Consider the following 13,354-nt stretch of genomic DNA (forward strand, 5'->3'; position numbering starts at 1 on the left):
AATTGCAATGCTCCCACCAGGAGATCCAGGTGTCCCTGCACATTTTCGACAGCGCAAGCCGCAGTCTGCGTGAGTTCAGCGCGCTCACGCCCGGGGTCGCCTCGATCTACGTCTGCGGCGCCACCGTGCAGGGCGTCCCGCACATCGGGCACGTGCGCAGCGGGCTCAACTTCGACGTCGTGCGCCGCTGGCTGGCCCACTGCGGGGCGGATGTCCGGCTCGTCCGCAACGTCACCGACATCGACGACAAGATCATCGCCAAGGCCGCGGACGCGGGCAGGCCGTGGTGGGAGTGGGCGGCGACGCACGAGCGCGCGTTCGACTCCGCCTACGACACGCTGGGCTGCTTGCCGCCGTCCGTCGGACCGCGGGCGACCGGGCACATCACCCAGATGGTCGACCTCATGCAGCGGCTGATCGACACCGGCCACGCGTACGCCTCCGGCGGCGACGTCTACTTCTCCGTCGCCTCTTACCCCGCGTACGGCGAACTGTCGCGGATGAAGCTGGACGAGGTGCAGCAGGGCGAGGCGTCCGCCGAGGGCAAGCGCGACCCGCGCGACTTCACCCTGTGGAAAGCGGCGAAACCCGGTGAGCCGTCGTGGCCGACGCCCTGGGGTCCCGGGCGGCCCGGCTGGCACCTGGAGTGCTCGGCGATGGCGCGCGCCTACCTCGGCCCCGAGTTCGACATCCACGGCGGCGGCGTCGACCTGGTGTTCCCGCACCACGAGAACGAGCAGGCGCAGTCCCGCGCGGCCGGTGACGGGTTCGCCCGGTACTGGATGCACAACGCGTGGGTCACCATGAGCGGCGAGAAGATGTCGAAGTCGCTGGGCAACGTGGTGTCGATCCCGGAGATGCTGAACCGGGTCCGCGCGCAAGAGCTCCGGTACTACCTCGTCGGCCCGCACTACCGGTCGATGATCGAGTACTCCGAGGCCGCCCTGGACGAGTCGGTTCGCGCGTACCAGCGCATCGAGTACTTCCTGCGCAAAGTCGCGCAGCGGACCGGCATCGTCGCCCCCGGCGACCCCGGCCCCGAGTTCGCCGCCGCGATGGACGACGACCTCGCCACCCCCGCCGCGCTCGCCGCCGTGCACAACGCCGTCCGCCTCGGCAACACCGCCCTCGACGCGGGCGACGAGGAAACAGCCCGCGCGGCGGCGGCGTCGGTGCGCGGGATGACCGGCGTGCTCGGCCTGGACCCGCTCTCCCCCCAGTGGTCGGACACCTCCGCCGCCGACACCGGCCTGCGGCAGGCGCTGGACGCGCTAGTCGAGGACCTGCTGGAAGAACGCCAGCGGGCCAGAGCCGACCGAAACTTCGCGTTGGCCGACGCGATTCGAGACCGCCTGCTGACCGCGGGCGTCACCGTCGAGGACACCCCCGGCGGTCCGTTGTGGACACTGAAGGACAGCTGACGTGGCAGGGAACTCCAGGCGCCAGGGCGCTATGCGCAAGCCGGGCTCCAAGAAGGGCGCCGTAGTCGGCTCCGGTGGACAGCGGCGCAAAGCGTTGGAAGGCAAGGGCCCAACCCCCAAGGCCGAGGAACGCCCCGGCCACAAGGCCTACCGCAAAGCGAACGCGGCCGCCAAACGCACCCAGGGCAGCAAAGACAAGCCCGTCAACGAGTTGGTCGCAGGCCGCAACCCGGTCGTGGAATGCCTCCGCGCAGGCGTCCCATCGACCGCGCTTTACGTCGCGATCGGCATCGACGCGGACGACCGGGTGGCCGAAGCGGTGCAGCTTGCGGCTGACCGGGGGATCTCCGTGCTGGAGGTGTCCCGGCCGGAGCTGGACCGGCTGACGCACGCCGCGATGCACCAGGGCTTGGCGTTGCAGGTTCCTCCGTTCGAGTACGCCCACCCGGACGACCTGCTCGACGCGGCGGTCGGCACGGGTGAGCCGCCGCTGATCGTGGCGCTTGATGGGGTGACCGATCCGCGCAACCTTGGGGCGGTGATCCGGTCGGCGGCCGCGTTCGGAGCCAACGGGGTGCTGCTGCCGCAGCGGCGCAGCGCGGGGATCACGGCGGTGGCGTGGCGGACCAGCGCGGGGACAGCGGCGAAACTGCCGGTCGCGGTGGCGACGAACCTGACCCGGGAACTGCGCGGGTTGGCATCGCAGGGACTGATGATCGTCGGCCTGGACGCCGACGGGTCGATGGAGCTGGATGAGCTGGAACTGGCCACTTCGCCGCTGGTGGTGGTGGTCGGGTCCGAAGGGCGCGGCCTGTCGCGGCTGGTGAAGGAAGCCTGCGACGCCACGGTGTCGATTCCGATGTCGGCTGGGGTGGAGTCGTTGAACGCTTCAGTGGCGGCTGGGGTTGTGCTGGCCGAGGTCGCTCGACGGCGGCGGGCTGCTGGGCGCGTCTGAGCCGCTTTCGGGGTCTGCTCGATGGGGTGGAGTGGTTTCTCCGGGGCCCCTACGAAGGAAGATCGCCGTGTGAAAGACGGGTGGGAAGCCTTCGGCCTCACACGCGCAGCCAGCTTAGCGATCTTCCTTCACCCCCGAAGAAACCACTCCACCCCATCGAGCACCTGGCAGAGGCGGGCTTCGTTGGCAGGAGGGCGGGTTCGCTGTTCCTGCTCCACCCAGTCGAGCACCTGGCCGGGTTGGGTCCGGTTGGCAGGAGGGCCGGGTCTACCGCGCGAGCGCGCGGCACGGCTTACCGCGCCGGCCCGGTATACGCCGCGCAGGCGACCGGGAGGCCTCGTCCGTGCGGACGGCCGTGCCGGTGTCAAGGAGCGCTGTCGTGGTCCTCGACCCGCGCATTCCAATAGGCCAGGTTGTGGCGGGTGGCGAGGGTGTCGGGGTGGTCGGGGCCGAGGTGGGTGGTGGCGGTGGTGTGCAGGTCGTCGTAGTAGGCGATGGCGGCTGTGACCTGTCCGGCCTCGCCCAGGCTTTCGCCCGCGCGGAACAGCAGGGGGTGTCCGTCGGGGTGCCACAGGTAGTTCCCGGCGACGGCGGCCACGTCCGCCCCGGCACCCCCGCCGACCGATACGGCAACACCCCGGACGGCCGTGGGCCCGTCCCCAGGTACACGTTGCCCTCGATGCGACCGGCCTGAACCGACCGCCCAGCCACGTCCCCGCTCACCAAGTTCACCGAGTCGGGCTCCCCGGGCATCCCCTCGCGCATCCGCCCATGATCCCCCGCACCCACTTACCTGCGACACCCGCACGCACTGGCCCCCAAACGCACCCGACAAACACAAACCCACGAGCTGGGCAGGCCCAGGTGCCAGTGGCGGGGGTGCTCGAAGGGGACCTGGGGACGCCCAAGGTGGTGAAGGTGGGGGTTGGTGGGTGCGATTGATCCATCCGGGGGTATGTGACTCGCTAAGGTCAGCGGGGGTTGATCGCCGAGGGAGCAGAGGATGTCATTCGCCAGTCCGTTGTTCCTGTGGTTCTTCACCCCTGTGGTGTTGCTGGGCGTCCTGTCCTCGCCGAGGCATTGGCGCAACGGGATCGTCGCGGTCGCCAGTCTGGTGTTCTACGCGGCGGGGGCTGGGCCGAGCACGCTGTTGCTGCTGACCACGATGGCCGTCAACTTCATGGCGGGGCCGTGGCTGGAGCCCGACGAATGGGACACCGGGCGGGCTCGGCGGTTGCGGGTGCTGGTGGCGGTCGTGGCGTTCGACGTCGCGATTCTGTTGGTGTGGAAGTACGCGGGGTTCGCCACTGAGCAGATCGCCGGGTTCGCGCGGTTGTTCGGGGCGGACTTGCCGGTGGTGCACCTGCTGCTGCCGATCGGGATCTCGTTCTACACCTTCCACCACATCTCATACGTGGTGGACATCTACCGGGGCGAGCGGCCCGCGCTGCGTGACCCGGTCGCGTTCGTCACCTATATCGCGATGTTCCCGCAGCTTGTGGCCGGGCCGATCGTGCGGTACCGGGAGCTTGCCGACCAGCTTCCGCAGCAGCGCACGCACCGGTTGGACGATGTGGCGTCGGGGTTCCCGAGGTTCGCGCTGGGGCTGTGCAAGAAGGTGATCGTCGCGGACTCGCTGAGTCCGCTGGTCGAGCAGTGCTTCGACACCCCGGCAAGCCAGATGACGTTCGCGGTGGCGTGGCTGGGGGCGGTGGCGTACACGCTCCAACTGTTCTTCGACTTCTCCGGCTACTCGGACATGGCGATCGGGCTGGGCCGGATGGTGGGGTTCCGGTTGCCGGAGAACTTCGCGCGCCCGTACTCGTCGGTGACGATCACCGAGTTCTGGCGGCGCTGGCACATGTCGCTGTCCCGCTGGTTCCGCGACTACGTCTACATCCCGCTCGGCGGCAACCGCGAAGGCGCGGGGCGCACCTACCGGAACCTGAGCATCGTGTTCGTGCTGACCGGACTGTGGCACGGCGCGAACTGGACGTTCCTGGTGTGGGGGCTCTACCACGGGGCGCTGCTGGTCATCGAGCGCGGCTACGGGCTCGACCGGACACCCGCCAACCCGTGGCGACGGATCGGCAGGCGGGCCCTGACCCTGGTCCTGGTGGTGTTCGGGTGGGTGTTCTTCCGCGCCGCCGACATGGGGCAGGCGCTGGTGATGATCGGCCACATGCTGCTGCCGGACTTCACCGGCCTGACCGACCGAGTCGACGCGGCACTGGGCAACCAGGTGCTGGTGACCCTGGCGCTGGCCGCGCTGATCGTCTTCCTGCCCGCGAGCCCGGTGACCGGCCCCCTGCTGGAGTCGTCCCGCAGCCGGACGGCGCGAATCCTGCGGGTCACGGTGATGGTGCCGGGCATGTTGTGGGCGGCGATCATGGTGGCGACGGGGACGTTCAGCCCGTTCCTGTACTACCAGTTCTGACCGGAAGCCCGAGACCCACGGCGTTGGACGCCGGTGGATATCGGGCTTCGACGGGTCATCGTGCGGCTCGGCCGCGGAATGCGGCTATCGGGGGGAGAGGTAGCAGAACCAGCTGTAGGCGTTGCGCCGGTCGGAGAAGCCTGCCCGCGCCCATGGTTCCCGGTACTGGAGCTGGCAGGCGGCGTACATGTTGATGGGGATGCGCTCGTTGACGTTGTAGTGGCACTCCCAGCCGTACGCGCTGCGCGCGTCCTTGAGGAAGATGTCGCCGCCATAGAAGTGCTGGCAGTAGGCCTGGAGGTCGATCACGCCCAGGTAGACGTCCTCCTGCAGCATCGAGGTCTCGACGGCGCTGGGCGGCGCCGGGGCTTCCTGGGCCGCGGCGACGGCGGGAGCGAGAGCGCACACGAGGGCGGCCACCGCCACCGAGAACATTTTCACGATCCTGTACGACATCGAGCTATTCCCCTTCTTGGAGACGCGTGATGCTTGCACCGGAAGCTTTTCCGCCGGCAGCCCTCCGAATATAGGAGATCGTTTTCGGTAGTCGCAATGCCCGTTTTGGGGCTGCTCTAAAGGGAACCGAAAACGCGCCGTCCCTTGTGGACGCTTGATCGGGCGGCCGTGGTGATCACGAATAGTGATCAGGTTCGGCGCGGTAGCCAGTTCAGGTGCCACCACTAGTGGGGTACCCACGATCGGGCGGCCGGTCCCGAAACGACGCCGGCCGATCCGCCCAACGGGCGGATCGGCCGACTTGCCCTGACCTGTGCTCTCGTGGTGGTGCGCCTACCGCAAGCGAACTAGATCCAGCAGTACCAGGAATAGGGGTCCTTGAACTCGTAGAAGTCGGGCCGCGAAGGCCTGCGGTACTGCCACCAGCAGGCGTCGTACATGTCGATGCCGTAGACCTCGCCGTCAAGATGACAGCGCCAGCTGTACACGTCCTTCGGGGGAAGGAGGGTGACATCGTCGAATCCGTGATACTGGCAGTACGACTTGAGATTCACCCCGCCCAAGTCCACCGTGGTGTCGGATACCGCCGAAACGGCGGGCGGCGCCACCGGTTCCGCCACGGCGACCGCGGTCGGAGCCAGTACGGCGATGACCGCGAGAATCGTCACCGAGGCGACCTTGAGCATTCTCTTCAGCATCGAGCGTTTCCCTTTCGTCGAGCCGGATGACACCTGCCGAATGACACCTGCCTATTCGCTGGCGGCAATACCCATGTAAGCAGCAGGCGTTTGTGTTCGCAATGCCCGCATAGGGTTGTCCACAGGTGCCCGATCGAACACGAAAAACACCACAAACAGCGGACGCCCCCCGGTTCGACACACGATCAGTGACCATTTCGCCGGTTGGTTACCTGTCCGGGCGAGACACTGTCGTGGGGCCAGCCCGTACTGTCTCGCCCAGGAGACCCGGGCGGGCTGTGGGATGCTCATGTGCTGGTCGGGGACGGTGAGAGGGGTGAGCGGGTGGACTGGCAGGGCCTCTTGGCCGACTTCGGGACGCACTGGCACGTCTACCTGTCGATGCCGTTGATCGCCGCCGCCATCGGATACGTGACCAAGCGCGCCGCGATCGAGATGATGTTCCAGCCGCTGGAGTTCGTCGGCGTCGGGGTCGTCGGGTGGCAGGGGGTCATTCCGCGCAACGCGCACCGCATGGCGAACGTCGCCATGGAGCTGATGACCACCAACCTGATCAAGCCGAAGGAGATCTTCGCCCGGCTCGACCCGAAGCAGGTCATCGCGGAGTTGCGGGAGCCGATCGAGCAGGCGGTTGACGAGATCACCCGCGACCTGCTCGCCCGCTACCAGCCGAACCTGTGGGAGCTGATGCCCCAGCAGGCGCAGCGGCTCATCCTCGCCCGGGTGCAGGCCGAGGGGCCGCGCATCGTGGAAAAGCTGATGCGGGACCTGGCCGAGAACATCGACGACGTCCTCGACGTCAAGGACATGGCCGTGCGCAGCCTGGTGCGCGACAAGGCCATGCTCAACCGGCTCATCCGCGACACCGCGCAGCCGGAGATGCGGTTCATCGCGCACTCGGGAATCTGGTTCGGCCTGGCCATCGGCCTGATCCAGGTCGTCGCATGGGCGCTGACGAAGAACCCGTGGATCATGCCGATCTTCGGCGGCATCACCGGCTGGCTCACCGACTGGCTGGCCCTCAAAATGATCTTCCTGCCGCGCGCGCCCAAGCGGTTCCTGGGCCTGGTGACCTGGCAGGGCATGTTCCAGAAGCGCCGCATGGAGGTCGCCCGCGACTACGGCGACCTGATCGCCACCGAGATCATGACCGTGGCCAACGTGATGGAGGCCGTGCTCACCGGCCCCAAGTCGGACCGCCTCTACGCCAAGATCCACCGCGAGGTGCAGCGGGCCATCGACACCCAGGCCAGCCTGGCGAAGCCGTTCGTGGTGGCCGCCGTCGGCTCCCGGCGGTACCAGGAGATGAAGCAGGAGGCCGCGCGCGCCGCGATCGAGCGCATCCCCGACACCATCCGGCACATCGAGGGCTACGCGACCGGCGCGCTCGACATCCGCAACACCATCATCCGGCAGATCCAGCAGCTCACCCCGCTCCAGTACGAGGGCCTGCTGCGGCCCGCGTTCCGCCAGGACGAGTGGAAGCTGATCGCGGTGGGCGCGATCATCGGTTTCCTGGTGGGTGAGCTACAGGTGCTGGTAGTGCTGCACTGAGTTAGCCTCTTAGCGGATTTCAGTCGAGGAGGATGCTTGGACGGCTCGATCCTCGACCACTTCGCCGCCCACTGGCTCGTGTACGTGTCGATGCCGTTCATCGCCGCGATCATCGGGTACATCACCAAGCGGGTGGCCATCGAGATGATGTTCCGCCCGGTCCGGTTCATCGGCGTCCTCGAACCGTTCCTCGGCTGGCAGGGCGTCGTCCCCCGCAACTCGGCCAGGATGATCCGGGTCTCCGCCGAGCTGATCACCAGCAGGCTGGTCGACCCGAGGGAGATCGTCGCCCGCCTCGACCCGGACGAGATCACCCGGCAGATCCAGGGCCCGCTGCTGCTCACCATCGACGAGACCACCCGCGAGGTGATGGCCAAGCACCACCCGCAACTGTGGGAGATGCTGCCGGTGCTGGCCCAGGACATGATCGTCAAACAGGTCCAGGCAGGCAGCCCCGTCCTGGTCCGCCGGGTCGTCGCCGAGATCCGCGCCAACATCGGCGAGGTCCTCGACGTCCAACAGGTCGCGATCACCGCCCTGGAACGCGACAAGGAACTCCTGGTCCGCCTGGTAAGGGACATCTCGCGCCCGGAGATGGCGTTCATCGCCCGCTGCGGCATCTACTTCGGCTTCGTCCTCGGCCTGGTCCAGACCGGGGTGTGGGCACTGACCCGCGAGCCACTGATCCTGCCGATCTTCGGCGCCGCCATCGGCTGGTTCACCGACTGGCTGGCCATCAAACTGGTCTTCTTCCCCCGCGAACCCGTCCGAATCCTCGGCCTGTTCCCCTTCCAGGGCGTGTTCCAGCGCAGGCGCGCCGAAGTCGCCAAGCAGTACGGCGCCCTCATCGCCCGCGAGGTGATGACGGTCCCCAACATCGTCGAAGGCATCCTGCGCAACCCCAAATCGGACCGCCTGCTGTCCCTGATCCGCCAAACCGTCGAACGCACTGTCGATGAGCAGGCAAGCATCGCCAAACCCCTGGTAGCCGTGGCCGTGGGCACCCGCCGCTTCCAAGACCTCAAACACGCGGCGGCGGACAAGGCCATGTCGCGCCTCGACGCCACCGCCCTGCAAGCCGAGCCCTACGCCACCCGAGCCCTGGACATCGGCAACACCATCGCGGAAAAGATGAACCGCCTCACCCGCGAGGAATACGAGGGCCTCCTCCGCCCCGCCTTCCGCCAGGACGAATGGAAACTGATCGCCGTGGGCGCCACCATCGGCGCACTGGTGGGACACCTGCAAGCAGTGCTGATGCTCCAGTAACCCCAGCCCTGCCCAGCTCAGACCGCCCCCCTGCCAACCGCACCTAACGCTGCCAGGTGCCGCCTAAGAGCGCTCCACCCCATCGAGCAGACCCACAAGAGCCAGCAGAAACCCAGAGCACGCACCAGCCGAACTCTGAGAGGCTGACCCCGTGCAGGTTGCGATGCTCGGCCCCCTACGCCTCCAGGGCGCGGGCGGGCACTGGATCGAGCCAGGCGGTCTCCGGCTGCGGATGCTGCTGGCCCGACTGGCGCTGACCCCAGGCCAAGCCGTCCCCGCGACCGTCCTGATAGCCGATCTCTGGAAAACCGAGCCGCCAACCACCAACGCCCTCCAATCCCTCGTCTCCAGGCTGCGCCGAGCCCTGCGCCCGGAAGCGGGCGAAGTCCTGGAGTCGCACCCGACCGGCTACCGGCTCCTGATCAGCGACGACGACGTGGACGCGATCCGCTTCGAGCACTTGGCGACCCAAGGCCGAGCGGCACTGCGCGACGGTCACGCGACCAAGGCCGCGGACCTTCTGAGACAGGCGACAGAGCTCTGGCGGGGAGACGCGCTGACCGGCCTGGAGGAAGCACCATTTGCCGCCCCAGCGATAGCCCGGCTAACAGAGTTGCGGACAGCGGCCCGGGAAGACCGCCTGGACGCCGAGATACGCGCTGGACGCCACGCGGACGCGATCACCGAGTTGCGCGCCCTGGCAGCCGAGCACCCGCTGCGGGAGCGCCCGACCGCGTTGCTCATCCACGCGCTGTCGCTCGCGGGTAGGCAGGCGGACGCGCTCGCCGAGTACGAGCGGGCGCGGCGGACACTGGCCGACGAGTTGGGGGTCGAGCCGTCCGCTGAGCTGCGTGACCTGCACGTGGCCGTGTTGCGCGGCGAGGTGGCGCGGGCGCCGGGGCGGCGGCTGCCGGTGGCGCTTACCAGTTTCGTGGGTAGGCAGGCGGAGCTGGCCGAGGTGTCGCGGCTGCTGGCGACGACCCGGCTGGTGACGCTGGTGGGGCCGGGCGGCGCGGGGAAGACCCGGCTGTCGCGGGAGGTGATCGCCGCGCGGGACGAGACCGCGTGGCTGGTCGAACTGGCGGGCGTGGCAGGCGCCGAGGACATGGCCGCCGCGGTCCTGGGCGCGCTCGGCGTCCGGGAGACCCCGCTGCTGGAGCCGCCCGGCGCGGGCGCGCCACGGCCGGTCGACGTGCTCGACCGGTTAGCCGAAGTGCTGTACCCGCAGCGGTGCGTGCTGGTCCTGGACAACTGCGAGCACCTGATCGGCGCCGCCGCGCGGCTCGCCGACGCCCTGCTGGCGCGCTGCCCGGGGCTGCGGGTGCTGGCCACCAGCCGGGAGCCGCTGGCGATCACCGGCGAAGTCGTCTTCCCGGTCGGGCCGCTGGAACTGCCAGCCGAGAACGCCACCGTGGAGCGGGTGACGGCGGCGGAGGCCGGGCGGCTGTTCGCCGACCGGGCCGAATCCGCGAGCCCAGGGTTCCGGGTCGACGCGGACAACGCCGCGACCGTCGCCGAGATCTGCCGCAGGCTCGACGGGCTCCCGCTGGCGCTTGAACTGGCCGCCGCCCGGCTGCGCTCGATGACGGTCAACCAGATCGCCGAGCGCATCGACGACCGGTTCCGGCTGCTCACCGGCGGCAGCCGCACGTCCCTGCCGCGCCACCGCACGCTGCGGGCCGTGGTCGAGTGGAGCTGGGACCTGCTGGAGAAACCCGAGCGGGTGCTGGCCGCGCGCCTGTCGGTGTTCCCCGGCGGGGCCACCGCCGACGCGGTCACCGCCGTCGCCGCCGACGGTGACCTGCCCGCCGAGGACGTGGTCTACGTGCTCGCGTCCCTGGTCGAGAAGTCGATCGCGCAGGCGGCCGAGGGCCGCGACGGGCAGGTGCGGTACCGGATGCTGGAAACCGTCCGCGCGTACGCCGCCGAGCGGCTGGCCGAGGTGGGTGAGACCGAACGGGTCCGCGAATGCTGCAGCCGGTACTACCTCGGGCTGCTGGAACGGGCCGAGAAACACCTGCGCGGCCCGGAGCAGGTCGTCTGGCTCGCCAGGATCGCCGCGGACCACGAGAACATGCTGGCCGCGCTGCACTACGCGGTCGCCATGGGCGACGCGGACCTCGCGCACCGGCTGGCGCTGAGCGCGGGCTGGTTCTGGATGCTCAGCGGGCACCACCGGGAGGCGCTGAACCTGATCACCCAGGTCAACGCGGTCCCCGGCCCCGCCCCCGGGTACGCGCGGGCCGCGCTGCGCGCCATGGCGGCGTTCGGCCAGGCGGCAGGCATCCCCGACCGCGACACCATCCGCGACCTGCGCGCCGACCTGGCCGCGACCGACGCCATGACCCACGTCCCGATGATGGCCATGCTCGAACCCATGCTGGCCGCGTTCGCGGGCGACGTCGATGGCGCCCGCGAAGGCCTGCGCCGCGGCGCGGCCCACCCGGACCCGTGGGCGCGCGGCCTGGTCCTGCTCGGCAGCGCGTTCCTCCTGGAAAACCTGGGCGAACCCGCCGAAGCCGAAGCCGAGGCCGAACGCGCCCTGACGGTCTTCCGCGACCTCGGCGACCGCTGGGGACAGGCGATGGCCATCGGCCAAGTCTCCGAACGGCGCTCACTGCGCGGCGACCACACGGGCGCGGTCGCCGCGTACGAGGAATCCGTCCGCCTGGTCAGCGAACTCGGCGCGACCGAGGAACTGCCCGGAATGCTCGGCCGCCTCGCCGTCCAACGCGGCCGCGCAGGCGACCTCGACGGCGCCGAACGCGACCTGCGGGCGGCCCTGCGAGCGGCCAGGGAAAGCGGTTCCCGGGAAAACCTGGCGCTCATCTTCGGCTGGCTGGCCAGCCTCCTGCGCCTGCGCGGCAACCTGGCCGAAGCCCGCGAGTTCCTCGCCGAAGGGCAGACACTGCTGGCCGCGGTCCCACGCCAGTCACCGCACTGGGACTCGCTGTACGCCAGCGTCCGCGCCCAACTGGCCCTAGCCGAGAACGACCCGGACACCGCCCTCACCCACCTCGCCGCCGCCATGACCGGCGTCGAGGACATCCCCGACATGCCGGTCATCGGCGCGGTCGGCGAACAGGCCGCCCTAGCCCTGTTCGCCCGCGGCGAGCCGCTGGCCGCGGCCCACATGCTCGGCGTCGGCGCGGCCCTGCGCGGCGCACCCGACCTGGGCAACCCGGAACTGGTGGAACTGATCGCCCGCTTGGACACCGCCCTGGGCCCCGAGGCACGCGCCACCGCTTTCACCGCGGGCCAAGCTTTGGACCGCGAAACCGCCCTCACCGAACTGCGCCGAGTGCTCGGACGGCCTGCCTCGACCTGACCCAGGTCAGGGAAGTTGGGCGGCCACGGCCTCAGCGACCTGAGTGCCGATCTGGCAGCCCTGCTCGTGGCCGCTGTTGGCTACACCGGTCACATCGACGCGGGCGGTGTCGGTCACCGAGACAGCGATGACGCAAGCGCCGCCACGTGCTCGCTGAAGTTTGGCGGGTCGGCCGCCGATGGTGATGTCGGTGGCGGCACCGAGTGAGGTGTCGAACTCACCGATGCCCTGGGTGTTCCGGATGGTGATGCCCACGGTGTAATCGGATTCGGTGTCATCCCAGACGCAACCCCGCGCGCTGCTGGTGTCGCTGTCTCGTTCTTTGACGAGTTTGAGTTGGGTCTTGAGCGTGTCAGGGATCAAGGTGCAGGGATCGGTGTCTGCCAGGGGACTGGCAGGCTTCGCGGGCTTGCTGGTGGTCCGGGGGCTGGTCCGCGATGTGCTGGTGGCCTGTGTGGTGGTGTCCTCGGGCAGGGGTGTGCCGGGGGTGTCGCTTGAGCAGGCGGCCAACGTGGCGGTGAGGGCGATGGCCACCGGTAGGGCGAGCAGGAGGCGGGGGGCCGGGGTCGGCAACGGTGTCCCTTTCAAGCGATGGGCGGTCAGGTCGTGAACTTGCCCTGGGCATCGTCGGACGGCCTGCCTCGGCCTGACTCGGGTCAGGGAAGCTGGGCGGCCACGGTCTCAGCGACCTGGGTGCCGATCTGGCAGCCCTGTTCGTGGCTATTGGCGATGGTGGTCACGTCAACGCGTGCCCTGTCGGTGACCGAGATGGCGATGACGCAGGCGTCGCCGCGTGCTCGCTGGAGTTTTGCGGGTCGGCCGCCGATGGTGGTGTCGGTGGCCGCCCCGAGCGACGTGTCGAACTCACCGATCCCCTGGGTGTCCCGGATACCGATCGCCACCGTGTAGTCGGACTCAGTGTCATTCCATAGGCAAGCCCGTGCGCCACCGGTGTTGTCTGTTCGTTCGTCGACGAGCTTGAGCTGAGTCTTGAGCGCGTCGGGCATGAGGGTGCAGGAATCGATGGCGGCCAGGGGACTGTCCGGTTTCGCTGGCTTGCTGGTGGTCCGGGGGCTGGTCCGGGCTGTGCTGCTGGTGGCCTGGGTGGTGGTGTCCTCGGGCAGGGGTGTGCCGGGGGTGTCGCTGGAGCACGCGGCCAGGGTGACAGCGAGGGCGATCGTCGCCGGTAGGGCGAGCAGGAGGCGGGGGGCCGGGGTCGGCAACGGTGTCCCTTTC

At 69.2% G+C, this 13,354-nt stretch carries 11 protein-coding genes; 6 read left to right on the top strand and 5 right to left on the bottom strand.

All coding sequences use genetic code 11. The features are described 5' to 3' along the window. Positions 1-29 precede the first annotated feature (29 nt). Positions 30-1,421 carry a cysteine--tRNA ligase gene (cysS, locus tag BLS56_RS29300; RefSeq protein ID WP_091457541.1) on the top strand — a complete coding sequence of 464 codons (1,392 nt, stop codon included), beginning with the start codon at positions 30-32 and terminating at the stop codon, positions 1,419-1,421. Between the two features lies 1 nt (position 1,422). Further along, positions 1,423-2,376 (top strand): 23S rRNA (guanosine(2251)-2'-O)-methyltransferase RlmB, encoded by a 954-nt coding sequence (rlmB, locus tag BLS56_RS29305; protein ID WP_091457544.1) that lies wholly within the window; start codon positions 1,423-1,425, stop codon positions 2,374-2,376. Between the two features lie 364 nt (positions 2,377-2,740). Here rlmB and BLS56_RS31860 read toward each other — a convergent pair whose 3' ends face one another. Beyond that, complete coding sequence (locus BLS56_RS31860) at positions 2,741-2,974, bottom strand: tetratricopeptide repeat protein (protein ID WP_091457547.1); 234 nt, start codon at positions 2,972-2,974, stop codon at positions 2,741-2,743. A 405-nt stretch (positions 2,975-3,379) separates the two neighbouring features. On the opposite strand from BLS56_RS31860, the gene BLS56_RS29315 reads away from it, so the two are divergent. Then, the gene (locus tag BLS56_RS29315) at positions 3,380-4,813 is read left to right on the top strand and encodes an MBOAT family O-acyltransferase (RefSeq protein ID WP_091457548.1); all 1,434 of its coding nucleotides are present in this window, start codon (positions 3,380-3,382) and stop codon (positions 4,811-4,813) included. A gap of 84 nt (positions 4,814-4,897) precedes the next feature. On the opposite strand, the gene BLS56_RS29320 is transcribed toward BLS56_RS29315, so the two are convergent. After that, positions 4,898-5,269 carry a hypothetical protein gene (locus BLS56_RS29320; protein ID WP_091457551.1) on the bottom strand — a complete coding sequence of 124 codons (372 nt, stop codon included), beginning with the start codon at positions 5,267-5,269 and terminating at the stop codon, positions 4,898-4,900. A 347-nt stretch (positions 5,270-5,616) separates the two neighbouring features. Continuing rightward, positions 5,617-5,967: a hypothetical protein gene (locus BLS56_RS29325; protein ID WP_091457554.1), complete on the bottom strand. Its 351-nt coding sequence runs from the start codon at positions 5,965-5,967 to the stop codon at positions 5,617-5,619. A 324-nt stretch (positions 5,968-6,291) separates the two neighbouring features. On the opposite strand from BLS56_RS29325, the gene BLS56_RS29330 reads away from it, so the two are divergent. The 3 genes from BLS56_RS29330 to BLS56_RS29340 all read left to right on the top strand — a co-directional run bounded on the left by BLS56_RS29330 (position 6,292) and on the right by BLS56_RS29340 (position 12,118). Further along, the gene (locus BLS56_RS29330) at positions 6,292-7,521 is read left to right on the top strand and encodes a DUF445 domain-containing protein (protein WP_091457586.1); all 1,230 of its coding nucleotides are present in this window, start codon (positions 6,292-6,294) and stop codon (positions 7,519-7,521) included. Positions 7,522-7,611: 90 nt separating this feature from the next. Continuing rightward, the gene (locus BLS56_RS29335) at positions 7,612-8,790 is read left to right on the top strand and encodes a DUF445 family protein (protein WP_407640564.1); all 1,179 of its coding nucleotides are present in this window, start codon (positions 7,612-7,614) and stop codon (positions 8,788-8,790) included. A 151-nt stretch (positions 8,791-8,941) separates the two neighbouring features. Then, entirely contained in the window at positions 8,942-12,118 is a 3,177-nt protein-coding gene (locus BLS56_RS29340) for a BTAD domain-containing putative transcriptional regulator (protein WP_139191061.1), read from the top strand. 6 nt (positions 12,119-12,124) lie between these two features. On the opposite strand, the gene BLS56_RS29345 is transcribed toward BLS56_RS29340, so the two are convergent. Both BLS56_RS29345 and BLS56_RS29350 read right to left on the bottom strand, forming a co-directional pair. Then, entirely contained in the window at positions 12,125-12,652 is a 528-nt protein-coding gene (locus BLS56_RS29345) for a DUF3558 domain-containing protein (protein ID WP_175483104.1), read from the bottom strand. A 122-nt stretch (positions 12,653-12,774) separates the two neighbouring features. Then, on the bottom strand, positions 12,775-13,354 hold a 580-nt coding region (locus BLS56_RS29350), incomplete at its 5' end, for a DUF3558 family protein (RefSeq protein WP_228772032.1).

It is taken from the genome of Actinokineospora iranica, assembly GCF_900101685.1.
Classification (GTDB): domain Bacteria; phylum Actinomycetota; class Actinomycetes; order Mycobacteriales; family Pseudonocardiaceae; genus Actinokineospora; species Actinokineospora iranica.

What these genes read in the sequence shown, in the direction of transcription:
- BLS56_RS29315 (WP_091457548.1), top strand. Translation starts at nt 3,380, where the DNA reads ATGTCATTCGCCAGTCCGTTGTTCCTGTGGTTCTTCACCCCTGTGGTG.
- BLS56_RS29320 (WP_091457551.1), bottom strand. Translation starts at nt 5,269, where the DNA reads ATGTCGTACAGGATCGTGAAAATGTTCTCGGTGGCGGTGGCCGCCCTC.
- BLS56_RS29325 (WP_091457554.1), bottom strand. Translation starts at nt 5,967, where the DNA reads ATGCTGAAGAGAATGCTCAAGGTCGCCTCGGTGACGATTCTCGCGGTC.
- BLS56_RS29335 (WP_407640564.1), top strand. Translation starts at nt 7,612, where the DNA reads ATGCCGTTCATCGCCGCGATCATCGGGTACATCACCAAGCGGGTGGCC.